The sequence below is a fragment of the Limnospira platensis NIES-39 genome (assembly GCF_026000695.1).
Taxonomy (GTDB): Bacteria; Cyanobacteriota; Cyanobacteriia; order Cyanobacteriales; family Microcoleaceae; genus Limnospira; species Limnospira platensis.
In genome coordinates, this window is the sequence record NZ_AP026945.1 from 3322434 (window position 1) to 3346536 (window position 24103).

General features: G+C 45.9%; 23 protein-coding genes and 1 pseudogene. 6 read left to right on the forward strand and 18 right to left on the reverse strand.

Translation table 11 applies throughout. The features are described from left to right. Positions 1-44 precede the first annotated feature (44 nt). The 4 genes from N39L_RS16320 to apcB form a co-directional block, all read right to left on the reverse strand. Positions 45-770, reverse strand: coding sequence for a hypothetical protein (locus N39L_RS16320; protein ID WP_006618326.1), 726 nt, complete (start codon positions 768-770; stop codon positions 45-47). Continuing rightward, positions 751-1587, reverse strand: a complete 837-nt coding sequence (locus N39L_RS16325; RefSeq protein ID WP_006618327.1) for a TlyA family RNA methyltransferase — start codon at positions 1585-1587, stop codon at positions 751-753. Before N39L_RS16325 ends, N39L_RS16320 begins: the two co-directional genes overlap by 20 nt. A 48-nt stretch (positions 1588-1635) precedes the next feature. Next, a complete protein-coding gene (locus N39L_RS16330) occupies positions 1636-2871 on the reverse strand; it encodes a DNA cytosine methyltransferase (RefSeq protein WP_006618328.1) in 1236 nt (411 codons plus the stop codon). Positions 2872-2962: 91 nt separating this feature from the next. Beyond that, entirely contained in the window at positions 2963-3472 is a 510-nt protein-coding gene (apcB, locus tag N39L_RS16335; protein WP_006618329.1) for an allophycocyanin subunit beta, read from the reverse strand. Positions 3473-3645: 173 nt separating this feature from the next. Here apcB and glnA point away from each other — a divergent pair, with 173 nt between their 5' ends. The 4 genes from glnA (at position 3646) to N39L_RS16355 (ending at position 7726) form a co-directional block, all read left to right on the forward strand. Further along, positions 3646-5067: a type I glutamate--ammonia ligase gene (gene glnA, locus N39L_RS16340; protein ID WP_006618330.1), complete on the forward strand. Its 1422-nt coding sequence runs from the start codon at positions 3646-3648 to the stop codon at positions 5065-5067. 132 nt (positions 5068-5199) lie between these two features. Continuing rightward, complete coding sequence (locus N39L_RS16345; RefSeq protein ID WP_006618331.1) at positions 5200-6285, forward strand: class I SAM-dependent methyltransferase; 1086 nt, start codon at positions 5200-5202, stop codon at positions 6283-6285. A gap of 41 nt (positions 6286-6326) precedes the next feature. Further along, positions 6327-6821, forward strand: a complete 495-nt coding sequence (locus tag N39L_RS16350; RefSeq protein ID WP_006618332.1) for a YbjN domain-containing protein — start codon at positions 6327-6329, stop codon at positions 6819-6821. Positions 6822-6988: 167 nt separating this feature from the next. After that, positions 6989-7726, forward strand: a complete 738-nt coding sequence (locus N39L_RS16355; protein WP_006618333.1) for a lipoate--protein ligase family protein — start codon at positions 6989-6991, stop codon at positions 7724-7726. On the opposite strand, the gene N39L_RS16360 is transcribed toward N39L_RS16355, so the two are convergent. The 14 genes and pseudogenes from N39L_RS16360 to pap form a co-directional block, all read right to left on the reverse strand. After that, positions 7711-8916, reverse strand: coding sequence for a site-2 protease family protein (locus N39L_RS16360; protein ID WP_006618334.1), 1206 nt, complete (start codon positions 8914-8916; stop codon positions 7711-7713). The genes N39L_RS16355 and N39L_RS16360 overlap by 16 nt on opposite strands. 375 nt (positions 8917-9291) lie before the next feature. After that, positions 9292-9576, reverse strand: coding sequence for a photosystem I reaction center subunit PsaK (gene psaK / locus N39L_RS16365; protein ID WP_006618335.1), 285 nt, complete (start codon positions 9574-9576; stop codon positions 9292-9294). A gap of 294 nt (positions 9577-9870) precedes the next feature. Then, positions 9871-11619, reverse strand: coding sequence for a bifunctional 3,4-dihydroxy-2-butanone-4-phosphate synthase/GTP cyclohydrolase II (ribBA, locus tag N39L_RS16370; RefSeq protein WP_006618336.1), 1749 nt, complete (start codon positions 11617-11619; stop codon positions 9871-9873). A 148-nt stretch (positions 11620-11767) separates the two neighbouring features. Beyond that, positions 11768-11908: a hypothetical protein gene (locus N39L_RS16375; protein WP_231852216.1), complete on the reverse strand. Its 141-nt coding sequence runs from the start codon at positions 11906-11908 to the stop codon at positions 11768-11770. A gap of 559 nt (positions 11909-12467) precedes the next feature. After that, a pseudogene (locus N39L_RS16380) lies at positions 12468-13175 on the reverse strand (IS1 family transposase). Positions 13176-13779: 604 nt separating this feature from the next. Further along, a complete protein-coding gene (locus N39L_RS16385; RefSeq protein WP_035737069.1) occupies positions 13780-13959 on the reverse strand; it encodes a hypothetical protein in 180 nt (59 codons plus the stop codon). A 1263-nt stretch (positions 13960-15222) separates the two neighbouring features. Further along, entirely contained in the window at positions 15223-15438 is a 216-nt protein-coding gene (locus N39L_RS16390; protein WP_126277506.1) for a hypothetical protein, read from the reverse strand. A 965-nt stretch (positions 15439-16403) separates the two neighbouring features. Continuing rightward, positions 16404-16628: an RNA-dependent RNA polymerase family protein gene (locus N39L_RS16395; RefSeq protein WP_014275740.1), complete on the reverse strand. Its 225-nt coding sequence runs from the start codon at positions 16626-16628 to the stop codon at positions 16404-16406. Further along, positions 16588-16809 (reverse strand): hypothetical protein, encoded by a 222-nt coding sequence (locus tag N39L_RS16400; RefSeq protein ID WP_014275741.1) that lies wholly within the window; start codon positions 16807-16809, stop codon positions 16588-16590. The genes N39L_RS16395 and N39L_RS16400 overlap by 41 nt, the downstream gene beginning before the upstream one ends. A gap of 21 nt (positions 16810-16830) precedes the next feature. After that, positions 16831-17055, reverse strand: a complete 225-nt coding sequence (locus tag N39L_RS16405) for a reverse transcriptase N-terminal domain-containing protein (protein ID WP_014274745.1) — start codon at positions 17053-17055, stop codon at positions 16831-16833. 331 nt (positions 17056-17386) lie between these two features. Then, complete coding sequence (locus N39L_RS16410; RefSeq protein WP_162097032.1) at positions 17387-17539, reverse strand: hypothetical protein; 153 nt, start codon at positions 17537-17539, stop codon at positions 17387-17389. A gap of 479 nt (positions 17540-18018) precedes the next feature. After that, on the reverse strand, positions 18019-18180 hold the full coding sequence (locus tag N39L_RS16415) for a hypothetical protein (RefSeq protein WP_157888710.1): 162 nt from the start codon (positions 18178-18180) through the stop codon (positions 18019-18021). Between the two features lie 777 nt (positions 18181-18957). Beyond that, positions 18958-19947, reverse strand: a complete 990-nt coding sequence (locus N39L_RS16420) for a YdcF family protein (RefSeq protein WP_231852223.1) — start codon at positions 19945-19947, stop codon at positions 18958-18960. A gap of 200 nt (positions 19948-20147) precedes the next feature. Then, positions 20148-21626, reverse strand: a complete 1479-nt coding sequence (gene pap, locus N39L_RS16425; protein WP_006616372.1) for a polyphosphate:AMP phosphotransferase — start codon at positions 21624-21626, stop codon at positions 20148-20150. 441 nt (positions 21627-22067) lie between these two features. Between pap and N39L_RS16430 the strand changes: the two genes are divergently transcribed. Continuing rightward, on the forward strand, positions 22068-22313 hold the full coding sequence (locus N39L_RS16430) for a DUF2949 domain-containing protein (protein WP_006626266.1): 246 nt from the start codon (positions 22068-22070) through the stop codon (positions 22311-22313). A 368-nt stretch (positions 22314-22681) separates the two neighbouring features. Continuing rightward, the gene (locus N39L_RS16435) at positions 22682-24025 is read left to right on the forward strand and encodes a hypothetical protein (RefSeq protein ID WP_043468343.1); all 1344 of its coding nucleotides are present in this window, start codon (positions 22682-22684) and stop codon (positions 24023-24025) included. Positions 24026-24103 lie beyond the last annotated feature (78 nt).

Below are 24103 nucleotides of genomic sequence, written 5' to 3' on the forward strand. Positions count from 1 at the left end.
TCATCATAGCTAATTTTCCCCGGCTTGCGGGGACTCAATGGGTTTTACCTCCCCACAATTTTGAGACCTTCCCGAAAATGTGCCGTAGCGGTTATCGCCGCCACCGAGAAATAAAATAATCTGATTCCCCAGAAGCAAATTCCCATTAACCAATTAACTATGGTCGGGGGAATACCGCTGACTTTGACAAATTTTGAGTTAACTTGTTTTTCCAGTCTATCTAAATCCTGCATTTGTGACTGTCTGGTGGGAATCATCGGAAATTGACCTGTATATAAATAAAAGCCAAACACTCCCTGATGTCCAATGCGACGTTCTAAAAATGAGTCAGCAATGGTCATGGCTTGACTGTTACTAATTTGGTCTTGCTTGGAGATGTCTTGAATCCATAGATCGTATTTAATATATTGGGGAATGGCTAAAATCACTGGGACTAAAATGATTAAAAATATGGTGCTGATTTGGCGACTGTCTCTGGTGGGAAGCAAACCCGTTGCTAATCCCAATCCCATCCCCAGTATGGCAAAAACCAGTAAATTTAATAACTCGATAATTTCTAGCCCTCTTAATAAGTCACCAAACACAAAAATCGGATAAACAAATCTATGGGCTAACTGGAGGGCGGTGACTTTAATTGAAATAGCGATCGCCACTAAAATCACCCCGCAGGTCACATAAGCCAAAGCACAGATCAGATATCTCGCACCTCGCTTGATGGGTGAAATCGGTGGTTTTGAACGTTGGGATAATCTAGTTTTTTCCTTGACCATTTTTGAATTGAATTTGAGTGAATTCAGTCATTTTGGCGATCGCATCTAAACTGGGGATAGCTTCACCTTCATCAGATAACCATAACAGATATTCAATATTACCAGCCGGACCCTGAATCGGCGATGCTGTTAACCCCCTATACTTCCATCCTATACTTTCAGCCTTCGACCCGACCCCCAAAATTGCCTCGGCTTGATCAAGCGGCGATCGCACCACCCCTTTTTTACCAACCCGACCCTTCCCCACCTCAAATTGAGGTTTAACCAACAATACCACCTCTCGTGGAGGTTGTAGTAGTTCCCACAGGGCGGGTAGAATCTTGGTTAGGGAGATGAAAGATACATCCACCACCCCCAAATCAGCAAAACTGTTTTTAGTATAATCCTCTTGGTGATATAATTGCTCCCGAGTCAGATAGCGGAAGTTGGTGCGTTCCCGTAAAATCACCCGGCTGTCATTGCGAAGTCGCCAATCTACCTGTCCGTAACCTACGTCAATACCATAAACCTGTTTAGCCCCACGTTGTAGCAGACAGTCCGTAAATCCACCCGTCGAAATACCGCCATCAATACAGATTCTATCAGTAACATTAATCGCGAATTTATCCAGAGCTTCGGCTAGTTTTTCCCCCCCACGAGATACATAAGGCGATCGCACTTTCACATCTATAGTCGCCGAAATATCTACTTCCGTACCTGGTTTATCAACTACTTGGCGATTTACCATTACCTCCCCCGCCCTAATCAAACGTTGGGCTTGTTGTCGTGACTCTGACAAATGGCGATCGACTAGCAATGTATCAAGACGTTGTTTCATATAATCAATACTTTTTAGATTAACTCTTGTTGGCAATAATAAATTATTTTATCTTAATCGTTTTCTCTTAGGTATCACATAGTCAGGGATTCCCCAATAAGTAGATGCCTGAGAGATATTATATGATAACAAATTTCTCTGCACTTGTGCCAAAGTTGTTGATTTTAAATCATTAACATCTATCCCCAGGGCATCAATTACCGACCCGCCAAGCTGTTTAGCCAGAATCGGAATCACCGCATTTCCAATTTCCCGAAATCCATGCCATATAGTGCGATGAAATTGAAACCAATCCGGGAAAGTGTGAAGTCTAGCCGCCTCCCTAATAGTGATACATCGAGGGATAGAGTAGTGAATAGGTCGGGGTGCTGTATAGGCTCCTTTATCGCTATTAGTACCCGCTCTCAGAGTATTACATAACCCCGTAGGTGAGAGTTTAAAAAATCGGCTTTTCGGTTCAATCGTACCCGGTGGAGTCTTAGCAAATCTAGCGATCGACAGGGGAGTGTGAACCGACCCAACATGACCATAAACAGTAGGTTCAATACTACGTTTATGGCAGAGCGAAAAACTATCACTGGGCACCAATGAATATTTTTTGCGATCGCCTTCATATTCTAGGAAAGCCGGAGAAATTCCTGGATCATAATTAGTAAAATGATCTATTTTTTCTAGGTCAGATATTGCCTGATAGACCGTGACAATTTCCGAGTTATTTGTGGCAGGATATTCAGCCATCTTCACATCGAATCGACTGCCGATTAATATTAGTCTTTTTCGTTTTTGAGGAGCCCCGTATTCACTAGCATCAAGAATTTTAATCGGCTTTTTAACCTGATAGCCAATCCCTTCAAATTCAGTAATTATTTCATCTAAAAAACGTTTATGTTTGCCAGTAGCGATACCCGGTACATTTTCAAAAATAAAGTATTTAGGCTGAATTTCCGCAATCATTCTGAGATATTCAAAAACCAGCGAATTTCTCGGGTCATCAAGTTGACGTTTACCTATATGGGAAAATCCCTGACAGGGAGGCCCCCCTGCAATTAAGTCAACTTCCGTATGTCCATATTTTAATTGTAATTGATCCAGAATTTCCGCGCTTTTAACTTGTGATATATCTCCGCATATCGTATGACAGTAGGGAAAGTTAAAATGATGTACCAAACAATGAACAGCATCAAACTCTACCGCCACAGCCACATCAAACCCCGCCGCCTCCAAGCCTAGAGACATTCCACCACAGCCCGCAAATAAATCAATAGCAATTGGTCTTTTTGTCACCGTTTAATTTTCCCCGAAAAAACAAGAGGCGAACATATACTATTAATGTCGCCCCTTTTTATCTTAAATTTTCCCAATCTGGAAAATGATGTTAAACGTCAGTTTCGCTTAATTCACTAATCAAATGGTCAAAGGGCTGTTCCAAATATGCGCCCACTTCAATACCCGCAGCTTGAACCTTCTCAGTCGCCAAGTCTTTCAGGATACCGATACCAACAACAGTTGGACCAATGGGAACCCCAAGAGAATTATAAGTTTCGCGCAAGCCTTGCAGCACACGCTCATCCAGAACATCTGTATCCCCTGCTACCAAAGCATAAGTTGCATAGCGCAGATAATAATCCATGTCCCGCAGACAGGCTGCATACCGACGGGTTGTATAGGCATTTCCACCCGGGCGAATTAGCTCAGGTAGGTCGCCGAACAATTGAGAAGCAGCCTGCTTAACCAACTCTGCCGCATTAGCAGTGATAGTTGCTGCCGCTTGAACCCGTGCCGTGCCGGTGACAAAGTAGGATTTTAAGCTATCAATGGCATCTCGGTCTAAGTACCGCCCGGTAATGTCGTAATTTTTAATCAGGCTCGTTACTGCGTCCCGCATCAAGTCGATCTCCCTATGATATCTTTATCTTTCAATTATTTTGATCCAGGTTGCGTCATAGTGTAGCACTCAATACAAAACTTAATCAATTGAAGTCACTATGATCAGCCAGATGTGCTTGGTCAGAAAATCTGGTAAGCTCCTCAAATAGTGGAAATTCTAAGGAGAGATATATGCCCACGACAGCCCAAGAAGTCTTGAGTATGATTCAAGACCAAGATATTAAAGTTATCGACCTGAAATTTATCGATATGCCAGGAACCTGGCAGCATTTGACCGTATACTACGATCAGATTGATGAAACTTCCTTCACCGATGGGGTGGCTTTTGACGGTTCCAGTATTCGGGGTTGGAAAGCCATCAACGAATCCGATATGATGATGGTGCTAGACCCGACAACAGCCTGGTTTGACCCCTTCATGGCGGAACCGACCCTGAGCGTGATTTGTAGCATCAAAGAGCCTCGGACGGGGGAATGGTATAGTCGCTGTCCCAGGGTGATTGCTCAAAAAGCGGTTAACTATTTGAAGGAAACAGGTATTGCCGATACAGCCTTTTTAGGTCCAGAAGCTGAGTTTTTTGTGTTTGATGATGTCCGCTTTGACCAAAATCAACACTCTGGTTACTACTTTTTAGACTCCATTGAGGGCCGTTGGAATTCTGGTCGGGAAGAACCAGGAGGTAACTTAGGCTATAAACCCCGTTATAAAGAGGGTTACTTCCCTGTGTCCCCCACAGATACTATGCAAGACTTGCGGACTGAGATGCTGCTAACCATGGCTCAGTGTGGGGTTCCCATTGAAAAGCATCACCACGAAGTAGCCACAGGCGGACAAAATGAACTGGGTATTAAGTTCGGAACCCTGGTAGAAGCTGCTGATAACTTGATGGTTTACAAATATGTCATCAAGAACGTTGCTAAAAAGTACGGCAAAACCGTCACCTTCATGCCTAAACCAGTTTTTAACGATAATGGTTCTGGTATGCACACTCACCAGTCACTCTGGAAAGATGGTCAGCCTTTGTTTGCAGGAGATGGCTATGCTGGATTGAGCCAAATGGCTTTGCACTATATCGGTGGTATTCTCAAACACGCTCCGGCTTTGTTGGCTCTGACTAACCCAACCACTAACTCCTATAAGCGTCTGGTTCCTGGTTTTGAAGCTCCGGTTAACTTGGCTTATTCCCAAGGAAACCGCTCGGCTTCGGTTCGGATTCCTCTGGCTGGAGATAGCCCTAAAGCCAAGCGTTTTGAGTTCCGCTGTCCTGATGCTACTGCTAACCCCTACCTCGCCTTTGCAGCTATGCTCTGTGCGGGTATTGATGGCATTAAGAACGAAATTGACCCCGGCGAACCTCTGGATGTGGATATCTATGATCTCACTCCTGAAGAACTCCGCAAGATTCCTTCAACTCCTGGTTCTTTGGAATTGGCTCTCGAAGCTCTGGAAAATGATCATGCCTTCCTCACCGATTGTGGGGTGTTTACGGAAGACTTTATCACTAACTGGATTTCCTACAAACTCGATAATGAGGTTAACCCCATGCGGTTACGTCCTCACCCGTTTGAGTTTTCTCTCTACTACGATTGCTAATCTTCAGAACTTCTATTCTGAGACTTAGCCAGTCACCCCCCTCTGGGGGTGATTTTTTGTTTAACCCCCCCGATTCGATAAAATTGTTAAAATCAATTACAATTCTTAACATTTCGAGATTTTTCACTGGTCATGTCAGATCCCTTAACTCAATTAACTTATCAGGCGTTTCAGTACAGCAAGAGCGTTTTAAGTTTGGCTCATAAAACTTTGAGCAATCAAGTGCTGGAGATGGTAGCACCACCGACCCCAGAGCGTAAACCTCAACCTCTGAAACCAGAGGTGATTAACCAAATTCGGGCATCGTTGGAGCAAATATATCAAACCGATTGGCAGGAAGCGCAAACAGGGTTGTATCCTACCTCGATTTTGTTTGATACCCCCATAGAAGATATATTGCGCTACTATCCCCTGTTATGGTGGGATATGCTGCAAATGCAAGAACGCGCTAATCAGAAGCGATATCAAGAATTTTCGCCGGAAATTGATACGGTGGGCTATCCTCGTTACTACCTCCAGAATTTCCATCATCAGACTGATGGCTATTTGAGTGATTGGTCGGCGAATTTGTATGATCTGGGAGTTGATATCCTGTTTAATGGTGGCGCAGATGCGATGAGGCGGCGGGTATTAGGGCCTCTAAAAGCTGGTTTACAGGCTTTTGAGGGTGTTTCGGCTAGGGGATTACGGGTGCTAGATGTGGCTTGTGGTACGGGGCGCACTTTAAAGTTTATCCGAGCTACTTTTCCCAAGGCTAGTTTATACGGGGTAGATTTGTCGGCGGCTTATTTACGCAAGGCTAATCAATTGTTATCGCCAATTCCCGGAGAACTACCTCAATTAATCCAAGCCAATGGGGAGGCTTTACCCTATCAGGATAACTATTTTCATGGTATTACTTCTGTGTTTTTGTTTCACGAACTGCCCCCAGTAGCGCGTCAGAAGGTGATTGAGGAGGCTTATCGGGTACTGCAACCGGGAGGGGTATTTGTTATTTGTGATTCGATTCAGGCTATTGATTCTCCTGAGTTTAAGGAGATGATGGAGAATTTTTCGGTGATGTTCCATGAGCCTTATTATCGCCATTATATTACGGATGACTTGAGCGATCGCCTCTCTCAGGTAGGATTTGAAGGAATCAGCACCGAACAGCACTTTGTGAGTAAATACTGGATCGCTCACAAGAAGCACACTCTAGCAGGTGATACTGTTAAATAGAGTAAATAGAGGCTCAAGAACACTTAATAAACAGATTTGCTATGACATCGACAAATCAGACTAACCTGGACACTATGCCTGAACATATGACTGACGACATCAGTATTGACGATCGCTCTAGTATTGGCTACACTGAAGAAATTGAAACCGTGATTGCGGGTTTAGCCCAAGACCAGAAAGTGATGGTTGGTCAGAGTGACGCAGGCCATCTCTGGAAATTTCAGTATGGTAGTGTCACAGTGTTTGTACAACTGACGGGAGAAACGGAAGATGATACGCTAACAGTGTGGTCTCCTATTCTGCAATTCCCAGTCAAAAATGAGGAGCAGCTGATGAAGAGGCTGCTGGAAATGAATTGGCTTTCGACGTTTGAATCCCATTTTGCCATCACTAATAATCAAGTTGTGGTTCTGACTACCCGCACTTTAGCTGGCATTACGCCAGGGGAAATATCACGAGTCATTACCATTGTTGCCACGATCGCCGATGATAATGACGATATCCTCATAGAGGAATTTGGCATTCCTGTGACTTGACATGAGAGAGGCCATCAAATAGACTGGGATGCCCAAATCACGATTTGGGTTTCTGCAACATCCCCCTAAGCGAAGTCGAAGGGGGTTTTTTTTGCACATACTACCCAATCAATTCTAGGGTAACTCTGAGATGGGCACAGCATCAATCTGTCAAAGGGGGTCTAGTTATGTCTACTGATAATTCTGTCTGGCGTTTAATTCCTCTGACTGAGGCTTCGGGGCGGCTACAAATGGCGATAGATAGCTGGTTACTATCACAACATGAACAGGGGTGTCATCCCTCGACATTGCGGTTTTATACTTGGCAACCTGTAGCTATTTCTCTGGGTTATCATCAACGGCGCTGGCCGGAATTTTGGCAGAATTTGCAATGGCACAATCAGCCTATTGAATTGGTGCGCCGCCCTAGTGGAGGACGGGGAGTGCTGCATCAAGGGGATCTGACTTATGCGGTGGTGACTTCGGGTTTGTCTGGGTCACGATCGCAAATTTACCGACACATTAGCGAGTTTTTAATCACTGGATGGCGATCGCTAGGATTTAATCTCGATTATGGTTCTGCGGGACGGGGCTATATTCATCATCCTAACTGTTTTGGGACGGCAACCGGAGCGGATTTAGTCCTAGAGACGGGTTATAAACTCATTGGTAGCGCTCAACTGTGTCGAGGTCGGGCGGTGCTTCAACATGGCTCTATGCGTTTAACTCCTGACCCAGATCTACAATCCCATGTCTTTGGGACTCATCCGGCATCCCCACCATTGTTATCTATGGGATTACAGGATGTCATAGAGGCTTTAATTATGGCGGCTACCGATCGCTTTGGCATCCAATTAGACACCCAACCCTTAACTGAGGCTGAATGGGAGCAGATCGCCAAATTTGTGCCTCAATTCTCGGTGTAGGAGGCGGCGGTTTTAGCGATCGCATCTAGGGGAAGTCCAGGGGGATAACTACCATCTTCTTTGATCCGTTTAATATTAGCTTCGGGAATAGGAACTTTTAGATATTTAGCCACAGCCCTAACGACATCCCCACGATCTATTATGCCTGATACAGCTCCGGCCGGGGATAAAACTGTGATTCGAGGAAGTCCTTGGGATTCCATTTTATTAATTACTTCCACCAGTAGGGCTTTTTCTGGGACTGCAATTAACTGATCTAGGGGTGTGACAATATCATTCAAGGTCTGTGTTTCCCATTGACTACGTTCGATCATTCGCAACTTGTCCACAGATACGAATCCCCGATAGCGACCCGACGAGGCGGCAAAAAATACTGGAATGGACGAGGCACAAATCAAATAATCATCGGCAAATTGTCGCAGGGTCATCTCAGCATCAATGACTCGAAATTCACGGCTCATCACATCACTAGCTTGAATTTTGAGCAAGGTTTCCTGCAAATCGCTCATTCGCGAGTATGAACTAGCGTTACGGATAACGAACAAACCAATTAAGGCAATCCACAGACCGCTATAGTTACTGGCGGCGAATAGGGCAAATAGACCTAGGAAAATTGCCCCCCAACCTAGAAATTGTCCGCTTCTGGCTGCCCAACGTACTCCAGCAAACCGACTTCCGGTAATCTGCCAAACTGTGGCTTTGAGTACCTGTCCACCGTCTAGGGGTAAACCGGGTATTAAATTAAATATGGCTAGGACGAGGTTAATTTCCCCGATGCGTTGGGCTATTTCTCGCACTAGGTTGGGTTCTGGTAAACTTTGGGCTAATGCGGTGAGTACAAAAAATAGGGCTAAACTGACTAAGGGACCGGCGATCGCTACTTGGAAAGCCTGACCGGGTGTTTTTGATTCTTTCTCAATGGAAGCAATGCCTCCAAATAAAAATAGGGTGATGGAATTGACCTGAATGCCTTGAGATTTGGCAATCAAGCTGTGTCCTAACTCGTGGAGAAGAACAGAACCAAACAGCAGCAGCGCCACTGCTAAACCTGCGCCCCAGGATAATAGTTCTCCCCATTGCACATATTCCTGACTATTGAGTAATGTCACCAATACGACGATGACAAACCATGAGGAGTCGATATACAGTGGAATACCAAATATCGATCCTATCCGCCAACCTGCCTGCATGAACGCCTCCCTTGAATCCCTTGCTGTAACTACACACAAGGCATACGTTATCTTTACCGGGGGGTTAATCACTTTCCCCCTGTTCTATTGTAACAACTACAGTTAACAGTTAACACTGGCCATAGTTACCAGTTATGGCCTCACCCCTGCTGCACAAGCCATGGGGAGTCAATAGGGTTAATTGAGCAATTAAGGCTACAGGAAGATGCGGTGAATGTTTAGGCGATCGCTTTCCTTGAGTTAAGTAAGGTTGGGAAAGGGTTAATTTTAATAATATTTACCGACACTTAACGGCTAATTAACCCTAGCTATCACATCAGGAAATTAGGGAGCATTTTGCTCCCATTACTGTTTATTTGAGGGTGACTATGGCTGCTACAGCACTCCGGCATTAGCCAAGCCGAGGATGACACCTGCACCGATGAGATGACCTAAGCTGGCGGTGGCGAGGAGTTCGGGAAAACCAAACCCAGTAAAAATGCGGGGCAAGGAAACGGGAAGGGCAGGACCTTGGCCACGATTTTCTTTAGAGATGCCATAATAACCAATAACAATGGCAAATACATTGCACAAAATCATGATAATTGCCACGCTAAAAGACCACTCAACAGTCTGACCCGCTGTACTTTGCACGCCCAAAAACAGGTTTAAATTGCTCATTTTTTGCTCCCAAATCTGAGATTTTTAGTAAACAGCATTTTAATATGTAATTGGTAAAATCGGCAAGCCCCAATTCCCAAAAGTCTCTGAGTAAGGCTAATTATGGGAACTGGTCTTGATAGTAATCCCATCAAAAAACGGAGGGCATTATATCTCAATATTGCCCAAGCACAAGGTTTTGTTTTAAAAATTAACAAACCTGGCGATGAGACCAGGTAGTTAATTGGTAATTAAGGTGAATTTATGATGCCATTAGGTATGTTGAATTAGAGTTAATTAGCACCAGGGAATTACTTACCATGAAAAACTATAAATTGTTTGCAACTCCAGGCGATCGCATAAGGAACCGGGAAGGGTTGATAAGGGGAAAGCCTGACGTTTTAATTGACCCTTGAGACTGGTTAAAGGGTCATGACCGGAAGCAATGAGAAACTCCAACCGTTGCAAATCTGATAAAGCCACAATATGATCAAGTATCTGTTGGATAGCATTGACATAGGGATGGTCAGGATATTGATACCAGTCGGGTGATGCTAATAATGGTTGATCTAGACCGAGATGAAAAACTAGGTCTGCTTGACCAAATAAAGCCACGGCGACGGGACGAGTTTCTTCCTGAAGTAGCAGGTCATAAGTATGGGCGATACTCTGTAATTTTTCGATGCGATCGCCATAGGAATAAAGTTCCGCCGCCGACTTGAGGACGGACATAGTAGAAGGGATAAAAGTTTCCCCCATTTCCTCTGCGGCTTCCCAGGTGGCTTGGGGTGAATGATGCCATTTAACCGCCACTGTGACCAAATAGGTTTGCAGTAAAAGATGACCTAATTTTTGTGCCTTGGTTGCCAGATAAACGGAATTATAATCGGTCGCCTCAATCAATAATGGGACGCGATCGACAATCTCAATACCATAACCCTTGAGTCCCGCAATTTTACGAGGATTATTAGTGACTAGGCGGATCTGTCGGACACCAATATCATTAAGAATTTGCGCCCCCATGCCATAATTGCGTAGGTCAGGAGGAAAGCCGAGGCGTTCGTTAGCCTCGACGGTATCAAGCCCCATATCTTGCAGAGAATAGGCTTTAAGTTTATTGATTAAACCAATACCGCGCCCTTCTTGTTTGAGATAAACTACCACCCCAGCCCCAGCATGATTAATCATTTTTAAGGCCGTTTGTAGTTGCATCCTACAGTCGCAGCGTAGGGAACCGAAAGCATCCCCCGTTAAACATTCAGAGTGAACCCTAACCATGACGGGAATATCACCAAATGTAGCCGGATCTCCTTTCACTAGGGCGACGTGCTCGCTATTATCCTGGGTGTTACGGTAGGCATAAATGAGAAAATCCCCGAATTGGGTGGGAAGTTTGGCGACGGCTTCGCGAATAATAAAGCGATCGTGCTGTAGCCGATAGCTAATTAGGTCAGCAATGCTGATCAACTTGAGATTATGGGTTTTAGCATATTCGATCAATTGTGGCAGTCGCGCCATTGACCCGTCGGGGTTTTGAATTTCGCAAATCACCCCACCCGGATATAAACCCGCCAGTCGCGCTAGGTCTACGGCTGCTTCTGTATGACCAGCCCTTTCTAGCACTCCCCCTTCTTTAGCCCGCAGGGGGAAAATATGACCCGGACGACGCAGATCCTCTGGTTTAGTCTGCGGTTGGATCGCCACTTGAATAGTCCGGGCGCGATCTTCGGCGGAAATTCCGGTGCTGACTCCCATTTGGGGGGAAGCGTCGATGCTGACCGTGAAGGCGGTTTGGTTGCTATCGGTGTTTTTTGTCACCATCAGCGGAAGATCTAGTTGGTCGAGGCGATCGCCTGTTAGGGCTAAACATATTAATCCTCTGGCTTCCACCGCCATAAAATTAATCAGGTTGGGCGTAGCAAAATTAGCCGCACAGATGAGATCACCTTCATTTTCCCGGTGTTCATCGTCCACAACCACGATACAGCGTCCGGCTTTCAAGTCGGCTAAAGCATCTTCAACGGGATCGAATTTAAAAGGGGGGGTGGAAGTTGGTTCGGTCACGGAATCCTAAAATTAGCTATAAGTCTTGGAACAAGCTGATTAACCATTCTAACTGTTTTTCTATCCTACACTCTAACTTTCAACAGTAAAAAGCCCCGCTTGACCAACAAATCAGCGGGGCCTTTATAAGCCAACCTTTAAAGTAGGATTATCGCATATCCCACAGAGCCTTAAACAAAGTCTCAGCCAGCTTTCTGGATGTGGCATTCCTGGCAGCCTTGAGCGCCGCCCCAGATACTTTGTTCCCTTTGTGGTACGCTCTAGTAATCCGTGCGAGACGTTTAGGCATCAAATAGAGCTGCAATGAATGCTTGAAATAACAGCAAGCGTGAGGGTTCCAGCCCCTTGGTTGGATATAAGGGAGTCTCCCCTGAGCGACCTCATAACTGTTTATATGTCCCGACTTTTTGTATCATTTTGATACCAAAACCAGGCAAGGAACCCAGGGTCAACATACGTTGTTACAATTCTTAACAGTTTTGTAACAAACGTTGAGGGTAACGGCGATAGCCACCCCCGGTTTGAGAACTCATAACTCTAGGACTAAAGCGGGGAACGGAAGGCGTGAGATCAAACCTACTATCAAGACGCGACCACTGCCAACCATCCATGATTAAGGAAATCTGAATGTCTGACTTGAACCATCGCAATGAGCAGGTAGCGAAATAGGTTGAAACGCTACGCCCAAAAGGGCAAGGGGAAAAGTAGGGGTTTGGATGAGGCACCTACATAGACCTTTAAAAGTACCGCGGTGGATAGGAAAAATCTAAAGATGGAATGCCCATATAAACAGAACGTTTTAACCCCTCTAAGGCTCTGGGTATCTGGTCGAGGTATTCATGGTAGTACTAAAGAGGTAATGATGCGTTGTAGTGATGGATAAAATACCAAATGCCACCAATGTGATTCTGCAAACACTTGGAAAAGGACAAGGTCTTGGGTACTAAGCGAGACACTCGTTGTCTCAAGGTATTGTTAAACCTTTCGATGTAGCTGGTCAAACCTGTATCCTTCCCAACCCCTTGATGACGTTTACTCGGTAGAACAGCCTCATAGGCTCCCCAGAAATCGGTATAAGCCACCGCACATTGGCGATATGGAGGCAATGACTCCCACAATTGGCGGGCTGCGGCTTCATCCCGTGCACCAATGTAAACACCGACAATCTCACGGATTTTTACGTCGAGAGCTAACCAAATCCACTGTTTGTTTCCTCAGGGTACGAAAAGACCACAATTCATCACATTGATATCGTTAACCTCCCCTTTTTTTTGCGCCTCACCTGGACTTGGCGGGGCACAGAGGCATATTTCTGATTGACGTAGTTTGGCAGCCAGGGCTCAGACACTTGGACCGCCCGTGCTATTCCGGCAAGAGGAATTCTCTCGAGCTGCAAACGGTCAATCAGAGACCGTGTTTCTTGGTCAATCACCTTTTGGGTGGGGGTGTTCAACAAACTGTCGTCCACAATCACGACACTTGAACCGTTGTTTGCCGTTGTGAATCCGTCCATTTTTGACGGTGTGGGTAGATGTACAAGTTGGGCGGGCAGGTATGGAAATTGAACCCGAGTCGGTTTTGTTATGGTCGAAAGGGAAGTCGCCTTCCCCAACTCCAATTCCAAACCGTACTTGAGACTTTCACCTCATACGGCTCCTGATGTGGATACCCCTTTGTCATTGGGAACAGGGCTACAACCCCCTGCTTTATGACCTCAACTTTCGGAGCTATATACAACCACGTAGTCATTAACTCGCTCTGGTCATAAACACTCTTAGTTGTCGCGGTCTCTATATCCACACCGTGACTAGTGGGCATATCCTAACCATTACAGTTAGGCATTGGCTTTCAGTCACATCCTTTCCCCTTAAAGGCTTACGCTTACACTTATCGCTACTGCTTGTGAGTAGTATTGCTCACTTGTTTATTAGCAGAGCCTAAGAGGGGTTTAAACGTTCCGTTTATATGGGCATTCCATCTTTAGATTTGTCCTATCCACCGGGGTATTTTCAAGGTCTGTGTAGGTAGTGTAAGTAAACTCCTACTTTTCCCCTTGCTCTTTTGAGCGCAGCGTTTCAACCTGTTTCGCTACTATAAATTGACGATGGTTCAAGCCGGACATTCGGTTTCCCTAATCATAGATGATTGGCAGTGGTCGGGTTATTGGGAACAGGTTTCCCTCACGCCTTCCGTTCCCCGCTTCAATCTGACGGGTTGTGAGTCCTGAAACTGGGGGTGGCTATCGCCTTTACTCTCAACTTCCTGCTGTACATAACACCAGCGTTCAGTCTTGACCTTGAGTTCCCTGCCTTGTTTGGATTCCCCCAAACGTCGGGACATATAAACAGTTATGGGGATGCTCAGAAACGAGATACGAGTTTCTTGTATTCAACCAAGGGGTTGAAGTCCCCACTAGGAGGTTATTTCGAGCATCTCAGCCCTATTTCATTCCTAAACATCTCGCACACTCACTTATTTATTAGCAGAGCCAATGAGGGGTTTAAACGTTCCATCTATGCGGGCATTCCATCTTTAGATTTGTCCTATCCACCGGGGTACTTTTAAAGGTCTGTGTAGGTAGTTATAACAGCCTCCTACTTTTCCCCTCGCCCTTTTGAGCGCAGCGTATCAACCTATTTCGCTACTGACGCATTACAATGGTTCAAGCCGGACATTCGGTTTCCCTAATCATGGATGGTTGGCAGTGGTCGAGTGAGAGGTAGGTTCCTCTATTATGCCTTCCGTTCCCCGCTTCAACCCGTTGAGTGTGAATCCTCAAATTGGGGGTGGCTACCGCCGTTACTCTCAACCTTACGTTATACTCAAGGGGTTCGTGCGAAACGTTTAGGAGTGAAATAGGGCTGCAATGCCCGAAATAACCTCTTAGTGGGACTTTCACCCCTTGGTGAAATATAGGGAGACGCACTCTCATTCTTATCCCTAGACCATCCCATAACTGTTTATATGTCCCGACGCTTGGAGAAATCTAAGCAAGGCAGGGAACTCAGGGTCAAGACAGAACGTTAGAACAGAGGAAGTTGTGAGCCTCCTATTATAGCGCGAAGTTGAGAGTAACGGCGGTAGCCACCCCCAGTTTGAGGAATCATAACCCGTCAGATTGAAGCGGGGAACGGAAGGCGTGAAGTAGAACCTACTACCATATGCGACCACTGCCAACCATCCATGACTAAGGAAATTTGAATGTTCCGACTTGAACCATCGTAATGAGTAAGTAGCGAAATAGGTTGACACGCTGCGCTCAAAAGAGTAAGGGGAAAAGTAGGAGTCTCAACTCACTACCTACACAGACCTTTAAAGTGTACCCCGGTGGATAGGACAAGTCTAAAGATGGAATGCCCGTATAAACGGAACGTTTAAACCCCTTTTAGGCTCTCAAGTGGCAGGATGTACCTGCACAGTAGTGAAAAGTGTAAGCGTATACCTTTAAGGGGAAAGGATGTGACTGAAAGCCAATGCCTAACTGTAATGGTTAGGATATGCCCACTAGTCACGGTGTGGATATAGAGACCGCGACAAGTAAGAGTTTTTATGACGAAAGCGAGTTTAAAGACTACGTGTTGTATTTAGCTCCCAAAGTTGAGGTTACAAAGCGGGGGGTTGTAGCCCTGTTCCTACTGACAATAGGGTATCTACATCAGGAGCCGTGTGCAGGGAAACTCGCAAGCACGGTTTGGAATTGGAGTTGGGGAAGGTGACTTCTCTTTCGACCATAACACAACTCCCCTCTTTTTTTCGCTCAGTCTTGACCTTGAGTCTCTCTGCCTTATCTGGTTGTCGAAGCCAGATGTTGAGACACATAGATAGTTATGGGATGGTCAGGGGTGCGAATCCCTTATATTCCACCAAGGAGTGGAAGTCCCACTAGGAGGTTGTTTCAGCCATTGCAGCCCTATTTGACTCCTAAACGTTTCGCACGCTATATGTTAGGGGTCGAGAATGGAGTCACCACCATCCCCTCCCATTCAGAACCATACGTGAAAGTTTCCCTTCATACGGCTCCTGGTGTGGATACCCTGTTTTGTCAAAGGAGCAGAATCAACAGACCTGCTTTTTACTTCGATGTTCAGAGCTATATGCAGCACGTAGCCTTTAAACTCGTCCTCGCCATTATACTCTTACTGACCGCAGTATCTATATCCACACCGTGACAATTGGGCATATCCCAACCATGACAATTGGGCTTTAGCTTCTGGTCACATCCTTAGCCCTCTAAGCATGCGCTTACATTTTTCACTACTGCCTTGTGAATTGCATTACTCACTTGTTTATGGGCAGAGCATTAGAGGGGTTACAACGTTCCGATTATATGGGCATTCCATCGTTAGATTTGTCCTATCGACCGGGGTACTTCTAAAGGTCTGTGTGGGTAGAATGCAGAATCCCCCACTTTTCCCCTTGCCCTTTTGGGCGCAGCGTGTCAACCTATTTCGCTGCTCGTGCTTTACGATGGTTCAAGTCGGACATTCGGTCTTCCTAATCATAGATGGTTGGCAGTGGTCGCGTCTTGGTAGTAGGTTCTACCTCACGCCTTCCGTTCCCCGCTTCTATCCTGGAGTTATGATTTCCAAAACTGGGGGTGGCTATCGCCGTTACTCTCTACTCCCTGATTTCTCAGTTCGTTTATGACCTTGAGTTCCCTGCCTTGCTTAGTTACCTAAGCGTCGGGACATATAATCAGTTATGAGGATGCTCAGGAGAGGTCTCCTTATATCCAGATTCGGAGCTGGAATCCTCACCGGGTAGTTATTTCGGGCATTTCAGCCCTATTTCATACCCGAACGTCTCGCACCTGCGTCCAACACATAATAACTACTATGCTTAATACATAGATAGATTCGTGCTATTGCATCTTGGGCTGACCGTCCGGGACGGAACCCATAGCTTGTGCCTTCAAATCTCGATTCCCATTCAGGTTCGAGAGCCGATTTAACCAAGGCTTGCCTTGCTCTATCTTGGATTGTAGGAATGCCTATTCCAGCTTTTTTCATCCCTACCAGGTTTTGGTATCCATACTCTCCTAAGTGCTTTTACTTTGAGTTTTCCTTTAATGCTCTCAGCTAATTCAAACCTTTGTTTTGGAGATATTACTATCCTTCCATCGACACCGGCTGTCTTTTTGCCTTGACCCGCTTGGGGGGCGGGTTTATTAAGCTGACTGTTGGGAAGCATGGCTGACCGTGGAACCCGCCCCTACAGCCGCACTGCTAAGAGTCGGGCATAATATGATTTCACCAGTAGACGTTGCCACCTTCTAACCTTTGCATCTTGTCCCGATTTAGCTGCTTGAAATATCCTCTTTTGGAGTTGGAAAACTTTCCGTTGAACTTTCGCCCATGGGATAGCCTTCCATGGGTTTTTCGTAGTCTTGATTGGTTTGGTTTTGCCAAAACCTTTCTTTAAACTCGCCTGCGCCATATAAGCTCCTACTTGGCTCTATTCTTGGCAATCAAACCGTAACCTGTCAGCATATCCCTACCATTACAGTCGGGCGTTGGCTTCTGGTCACATCTCACATCCTCTAGGACTTGCGGTTACACTTATCCCTACTGACATCTCGACCAGATAATCAGAGTCCAGAAGGACTTAAAACGTTCCGTTTATATGGGCATTCCATCTTTAGATTTGTCCTATCCACCAGGGTACTTTTAAAAGTCTGTGTAGGTAGTGTGTAAAGGCTCCTACTTTTCCCCTTGCCCTTTTGAGCGCAGCGTATCAACCTATTTCGCTACTTAATATTTACGATGGTTCAAGCCAGACATTCGGTTTCCCTAATCATGGATGGTTGGCAGTGGTCGCCTCTGGTAGTAGGTTCTACTTCACGCCTTCCGTTCCCCGCTTCAGTCTGACGGGTGTGAATCTTGAAACTGGGGGTGGCTGTTATGGTCGAAAGGGAAGTCACCTTCCCCAACTCCACTTCCAAACCGTACTTGAGACTTTCACCTCATACGGCTCCTGATGTGGATACCCCTTTGTCATTAGGAACAGGGTTACAACCCCCTGCTTTCGTACTTCAACTTTCAAAGCTATATGCCTGCGTTAGTCTTTAAACTCGCTGCCATTAAACTCCTACTTATCGCAGTATCTATATCCACACCGTGACTAGTGGGCATATCCTAACCATTACAGTTAGGCATTAGCTTTCAGTCACATCCCTTCCCCTTAAAGGCATACGCTTACACTTTTCACGCTCTGCCGTGAGGCAGAGCCAATGAGGGGTTTAAACGTTCCATCTATGGGGGCATTCCATCTTTAGATTCGTCCTATCCACCGGGGTACTTTAAAGGTCTGTGAAGGTGGTGGTGATATACCCCTTCTTTTCCCCGTACTCTTTTGAGCGCAGCGTATCAACCTATTTCGCTACTAGAGTATTACGATGGTTCAAGCCGGACATTCGGTTTCCCTAATCATGGATGGTTGGCAGTGGTCGCCTCTGGTAGTAGGTTCTACTTCACGCCTTCCGTTCCCCGCTTCAGTCTGACGGGTGTGAACCTTGAAACTGGGGGTGGCTACCGCCGTTACTCTCAACTTCCTGCTGTACATAACACCAGCGTTCAGCCTTGACCTTGAGTCTCTTGGCCTTTATCTGATTCTAAATCCAATTTAGCCCAGATAATTGGAACACATAGATAGTTATGGGATGGTCAGGTACGCTCACCTTATATTCTACCAAGGGGTAGAAGTCCCACTAGGAGATGATTTCAGGCATTGCAGCCCTATTTCACTCCTAAACGTCTCGCACATCGCCGTTACTCTCAACTTCCTGCTGTACATAACACCAGCGTTCAGCCTTGACCTTGAGTCTCTTGGCCTTTATCTGATTCTAAATCCAATTTAGCCCAGATAATTGGAACACATAGATAGTTATGGGATGGTCAGGTACGCTCACCTTATATTCTACCAAGGGGTAGAAGTCCCACTAGGAGATGATTTCAGGCATTGCAGCCCTATTTCACTCCTAAACGTCTCGCACATCGCCGTTACTCTTTACGCAATTGTTAAGGAGTCATTAAGATTTCCGATTTTGCGTTTTGACTTTGAGTTCCCTGCCTTGTTTTGTATATTTCTATACAAAACTTTGGGACATATAAACAGTTGTAGGGATGGTCATAAGCGAGCTTCTTATATTCAACCAAGGGGTTGAAATCCCCACCAGGCGGTTATTTCCGGCATTGCAGCCCTATTTCATGCCTGAACGTATCGCACTTACACCTCTATCATTACATATTAGGCACTACCGTTACGAGCAATGACTAACATTTGTTGGTTATCTCCTCTAAAGAATCCTCGTGGCTTTAGCCCGATGGAGTGTCAACAGACTTATAAACTAGGAGCCATCCACCCCCGTAGAAAGTAATAAAAAGTAGCGAGATATTCATCAACGACACGGGTACTGAGAACCAAAGCATCAGCATTAGGGGCGAAATCTTGGAAAGAAACCCTATCTTTACGTTTGCCATAGGGAATAAAAGTCGAAAAATTAGTGGGAGCCGGAATTACTTTTAAACCCACTTGAGTAAATGCGAGGGCGGCGCGCCGCATTTCTAAGGCTGAAGTCACTAAAATTATAGTTCTTCCTAACCGCCTTTTCTCCATGATGTCTTTGACTTCTAGGGCTTCTTCCCGGATTGTATGGCTTTCAGTTGCCAGAAGAATATCACGAGGCAAAACTCCCATATAAATCAATAACTGTTGAATATCTTTGGCTTCATTAGTGGGATGAATTAACTCATGGCGATCGCCTGCTGCGATAATCACCAAACGAGCTAAACGTTCCCGATAAAGTTCTGCGGTATAGGGAATGCGATCGCCTGTAGCCGTGAGTTGAATCTGAGTTCTGTAGGGCAATTTAGGCTGTGTTGTCCCCCGTCCTAACAAAACAATTGCCCCGGCTCTTTCCCCACAACATAAATCAGTTTGAACTGTTTGCACAGCCACCCTTTCCACTTGCAAAGCCAACCATTGAGCTAAAACGGGGGTACTCGATAAAATCAGAATTAATAATGCAGTTAAAATTAAATTAGGAGCCGGATTTTTAATCCCGCCATTGGTAATCAAAGCCGAAGCAATGGTTAATAGTAAAATTGATAAACCCAGGGGCCTTAGAAAAATCGCTAAAAGCTGAATAACAGATCTACCAACCTGGCTATCAGGAGCGATAAAAGTGACTATAAGTAAAGTGAGAGTTAGTAAAAAAAACAGCCGACTAACTAAGCTATTTTCTTTGCCTGCTAACAGTTTCCAAATTCTAAAAGAAATGGTAATCAGTAGCAGTAAAACCAGAACTTGGGTGAGTAATACAAACATCATTTTTTCCCTTCATGGTTGACGGTGGAGAATCCCACATCATATCACCCCTTGATTTTTCCTGATCTACCCCAAATCAAATATCACTGAGTGCTTTAGGGACTGAGGAAAACGAGAGCCGTATAACTAACAAATAGCATACGGCTCAAGTTTATACTAAAAATGGGCTCCCTTGGCAATAGTTTCGCCAAATTGCCTACTAACTATACAGTTTGAGCGATCGCATCAGCCACCGTTTGCGCCACCTGCACCCGCGCATAAAACTTATCATTACCGGAAACCAAAGTCCAAGGAGCCCTAGGGGTATTAGTCCGATGCACCATTTGGTTGACGGCTACCTCATAACAAGACCATTTTTCCCGGTTCCGCCAGTCCTCATCTGTGAGTTTATATTGCTTAAACGGATTATTCTCGCGTTCAGTAAACCTTTCAAGTTGGGTATCCGGGTCAATATGTAACCAAAACTTCAGCAAAATATAACCCGCCGTAGTCAGTTGTTCCTCAAACTCATTAATTTCTCGATAGGCGCGTCGCCATTGTCTTTCGGAAGCAAATCCCTCAATTCGTTCGACTAAGACCCGACCATACCAACTGCGGTCAAAAACACCAATTTTTCCGGCCGGCGGGAGTTTACGCCAGAACCGCCACAGATAATGATGTACCTTTTCTTCATCAGTGGGAGCAGCAAAAGGATGCACTTCATAGCTGCGCGGATCAAGAATATCGGTTAAACGCTTAATCGCTCCCCCTTTTCCCGCCGCGTCCCATCCCTCAAATATGGCTAAAACCGGGATTTGCTTTTCAAAAATCATTTGCTGCATCTTACCTAAGCGAACCTGTTGTTCCCGCAACTGTTCCTTATAGTCATCCTCTGACAAGGACAAACTCAGATCCACAGCAGCCAGGGGTTGCGGATCGGTAGGTTCTAGGTGTTCTTGGGGAGGAGTAAAAATAGGCGGCGGTTGCACTTCCAGCCGCCCTAGGGTCTCTTTGATGGTAGACACCATTTTAGATAGTACCTTGACCCTACACCACCGTTTATCATCCCCTTCTACTAAGGTCCAGGGAACTACGCCGGTGCTAGTGTGAATTACCATCTCTTCGGCATAGGAACTATAAGTATCATAGTTTTTCGCCTGCTCCCAGTCTTCGGGACGCACCCGCCATGCTTCTAGTTCATCGTTGGTGGCTTTTTTTAGGCGACGCTTGAGTTCTTTTTTGCTCAAGTGAATCCAAAATTTGGCGATCGCCGCCCCATCGTCAATCATTTGACGCTCAAAAGCATTAATTTGACGCATTGCCATCGCTACATTAGCAGATGGCAGTCTCTCAAATAGACGATCTTCCAGAACATGGGTATACCAACTGTGGTAAAAAATCCCGATTTTCCCATAACCTGGGAACTCTTGCCAAAATCTCCACATGAATGGATACAACCGCTCCTGTTCGGTCGGGGGCCACACCGGAATCACTTTGAACCCACGAGGGTCCATATAGCTAACCATTTTTTTGACTAGAGAACCCTTACCCGCCGCCGCCCAACCCTCCAGGACGATAATCACAGGTAGTTTTTTTTCCCAGCAGATTTGCTGTAGCGATCGCAGCTCCCGCATCAGTCCTTCCGTCTGAGTCTTATAGCTTTCTTTATCTAGCGAAAGCTCCAGGTTTAGTGTGTTGAGCATGAATATGAATCAATATCCGTCTAACTTACATCCAGTCTAGCAGGATCAGGAGTCCGGGAACACCCACTACACAGAACCGCCAGTCCCATTCCTTTTTAGATTATGGTTTGATGATTTTGTGATCCAAACCCGCTTCATTGCTTTTGTTAAAAAAACATTAGATTTTCACCAGAATAGCTCTGGTAACGGCTATGATAAATTTTCCCCCAAAAAAAAGTTCCGTCTGCCCAATTAACTCCCCCGGCACCTATACAGCTCAAACATAATTAGTGACCCAGATCACTTAAATTTCACAAAGAAATCACAATGTTCGGGTGTAATATATCACTGAACTTAGTTAGATAGAAGATAATATAGATACTATAGGAATTCAGACCCGACTTAGTTATCTAATCCGACATCCAACAGTTCCCAACTTTTTTACGTTCATGCAGGAAAAAAATGATGATCTCAACCAAGCAAGCCCAGTTAATTCAATTTTTACGTTGGGAATTAGCGATCCCTGCCTCTTCCATCGCCATGGCCCTCCGACATCCTGAGCAAGAATCAGGTCAACTTCCCATGATTTTATGGCAATACGGGCTAGTCACCCTAGAACAGCTTGACCGGATTTTTGATTGGCTTGAAAAGTTCGGAACCTCTCCAGATATCACCTCCCGGTCTTATTCAGACAAAAAAGCTGGTTGAGAATCAATGGACTTAGATAGCATCTCAATTACAGATGCGTCTTAGGTTCCTTGGTTTATGCCGAATTTACACACTAATAGCCAATTTATCTCAAGACTAAAATCTACCTGCATGACCTAAAAGTTTCAACTGCGAATGTTGAAAAATGATTAGATGATCACTATATATGTCGCCTCAAAGATGTTGGGGGTGAAAAAATTTTTGTATGGAGGTTTGACCAACCTTTTCTACCCTTAAAGGCTAAAACGAAAATTATAGCAACCGGTTGCTCACGATAAATCAACTATTACCGCCCAGATGATAAACATGGCTCATAGACAACAGCCTGGGACAAAAATTCAGCTATTGACCAGGTGCGTCAGTTGTCGATGCTCCGGGTAGTATCCCTATTTACCGGCTCTGACGCACCCTACGAGGTCGGTTCTCTATTGTGGGGTGACCAGGTGCGTCAGTTGTCGATGCTCCGGGTAGTATTGCTATTTACCGGCTCTGACGCACCCTACGAGGTCGGTTCTCTATTGTGGGGTGACCAGGTGCGTCAGTTGTCGATGCTCCGGGTAGTATTGCTATTTACCGGCTCTGACGCACCCTACGAGGTCGGTTCTCTATTGTGGGGTGACCAGGTGCGTCAGTTGTCGATGCTCCGGGTAGTATCCCTATTTACCGGCTCTGACGCACCCTACGAGGTCGGTTCTCTATTGTGGGGTGACCAGGTGCGTCAGTTGTCGATGCTCCGGGTAGTATTGCTATTTACCGGCTCTGACGCACCCTACGAGGTCGGTTCTCTATTGTGGGGTGACCAGGTGCGTCAGTTGTCGATGCTCCGGGTAGTATTGCTATTTACCGGCTCTGACGCACCCTACGAGGTCGGTTCTCTATTGTGGGGTGACCAGGTGCGTCAGTTGTCGATGCTCCGGGTAGTATCTCTATTTACCGGCTCTGACGCACCCTACGAGGTCGGTTCTCTATTGTGGGGTGACCAGGTGCGTCAGTTGTCGATGCTCCGGGTAGTATCCCTATTTACCGGCTCTGACGCACCCTACGAGGTCGGTTCTCTATTGTGGGGTGACCAGGTGCGTCAGTTGTCGATGCTCCGGGTAGTATTGCTATTTACCGGCTCTGACGCACCCTACGAGGTCGGTTCTCTATTGTGGGGTGACCAGGTGCGTCAGTTGTCGATGCTCCGGGTAGTATCTCTATTTACCGGCTCTGACGCACCCTACGAGGTCGGTTCTCTATTGTGGGGTGACCAGGTGCGTCAGTTGTCGATGCTCCGGGTAGTATCTCTATTTACCGGGTCTGACGCACCCTACGAGGTCGGTTCTCTATTGTGGGGTGACCAGGTGCGTCAGTTGTCGATGCTCCGGGTAGTATCTCTATTTACCGGCTCTGACGCACCCTACGAGGTCGGTTCTCTATTGTGGGGTGACCAGGTGCGTCAGTTGTCGATGCTCCGGGTAGTATCTCTATTTACCGGCTCTGACGCACCCTACGAGGTCGGTTCTCTATTGTGGGGTGACCAGGTGCGTCAGTTGTCGATGCTCCGGGTAGTATCTCTATTTACCGGCTCTGACGCACCCTACGAGGTCGGTTCTCTATTGTGGGGTGACCAGGTGCGTCAGTTGTCGATGCTCCGGGTAGTATCTCTATTTACCGGCTCTGACGCACCCTACGAGGTGAAGGCTGACGATCGCCTCCCCGTAACCAGATAATTGATAACTATTTCAGCAGAGTTGATATGATATAACAACTTGTCCTATGGTGGCAGCTTCTGGCTAACTTCGGAACTT

Excerpts from the sequence above, each read along its gene's own strand:
- N39L_RS16320 (WP_006618326.1), bottom strand. The coding sequence starts at position 770 with ATGGTCAAGGAAAAAACTAGATTATCCCAACGTTCAAAACCACCGATT.
- N39L_RS16325 (WP_006618327.1), bottom strand. The coding sequence starts at position 1,587 with ATGAAACAACGTCTTGATACATTGCTAGTCGATCGCCATTTGTCAGAG.
- apcB (WP_006618329.1), bottom strand. The coding sequence starts at position 3,472 with ATGCGGGACGCAGTAACGAGCCTGATTAAAAATTACGACATTACCGGG.
- glnA (WP_006618330.1), top strand. The coding sequence starts at position 3,646 with ATGCCCACGACAGCCCAAGAAGTCTTGAGTATGATTCAAGACCAAGAT.
- N39L_RS16345 (WP_006618331.1), top strand. The coding sequence starts at position 5,200 with ATGTCAGATCCCTTAACTCAATTAACTTATCAGGCGTTTCAGTACAGC.
- N39L_RS16350 (WP_006618332.1), top strand. The coding sequence starts at position 6,327 with ATGACATCGACAAATCAGACTAACCTGGACACTATGCCTGAACATATG.
- N39L_RS16355 (WP_006618333.1), top strand. The coding sequence starts at position 6,989 with ATGTCTACTGATAATTCTGTCTGGCGTTTAATTCCTCTGACTGAGGCT.
- N39L_RS16360 (WP_006618334.1), bottom strand. The coding sequence starts at position 8,916 with ATGCAGGCAGGTTGGCGGATAGGATCGATATTTGGTATTCCACTGTAT.
- psaK (WP_006618335.1), bottom strand. The coding sequence starts at position 9,576 with ATGAGCAATTTAAACCTGTTTTTGGGCGTGCAAAGTACAGCGGGTCAG.
- N39L_RS16375 (WP_231852216.1), bottom strand. The coding sequence starts at position 11,908 with ATGCCTAAACGTCTCGCACGGATTACTAGAGCGTACCACAAAGGGAAC.
- N39L_RS16385 (WP_035737069.1), bottom strand. The coding sequence starts at position 13,959 with ATGTCCCGACGTTTGGGGGAATCCAAACAAGGCAGGGAACTCAAGGTC.
- N39L_RS16390 (WP_126277506.1), bottom strand. The coding sequence starts at position 15,438 with ATGTGTCTCAACATCTGGCTTCGACAACCAGATAAGGCAGAGAGACTC.
- N39L_RS16395 (WP_014275740.1), bottom strand. The coding sequence starts at position 16,628 with ATGAAAAAAGCTGGAATAGGCATTCCTACAATCCAAGATAGAGCAAGG.
- N39L_RS16400 (WP_014275741.1), bottom strand. The coding sequence starts at position 16,809 with ATGCTTCCCAACAGTCAGCTTAATAAACCCGCCCCCCAAGCGGGTCAA.
- N39L_RS16405 (WP_014274745.1), bottom strand. The coding sequence starts at position 17,055 with ATGGCGCAGGCGAGTTTAAAGAAAGGTTTTGGCAAAACCAAACCAATC.
- N39L_RS16415 (WP_157888710.1), bottom strand. The coding sequence starts at position 18,180 with ATGTACAGCAGGAAGTTGAGAGTAACGGCGGTAGCCACCCCCAGTTTC.
- N39L_RS16420 (WP_231852223.1), bottom strand. The coding sequence starts at position 19,947 with ATGATGTTTGTATTACTCACCCAAGTTCTGGTTTTACTGCTACTGATT.
- pap (WP_006616372.1), bottom strand. The coding sequence starts at position 21,626 with ATGCTCAACACACTAAACCTGGAGCTTTCGCTAGATAAAGAAAGCTAT.
- N39L_RS16430 (WP_006626266.1), top strand. The coding sequence starts at position 22,068 with ATGATGATCTCAACCAAGCAAGCCCAGTTAATTCAATTTTTACGTTGG.
- N39L_RS16435 (WP_043468343.1), top strand. The coding sequence starts at position 22,682 with ATGCTCCGGGTAGTATCCCTATTTACCGGCTCTGACGCACCCTACGAG.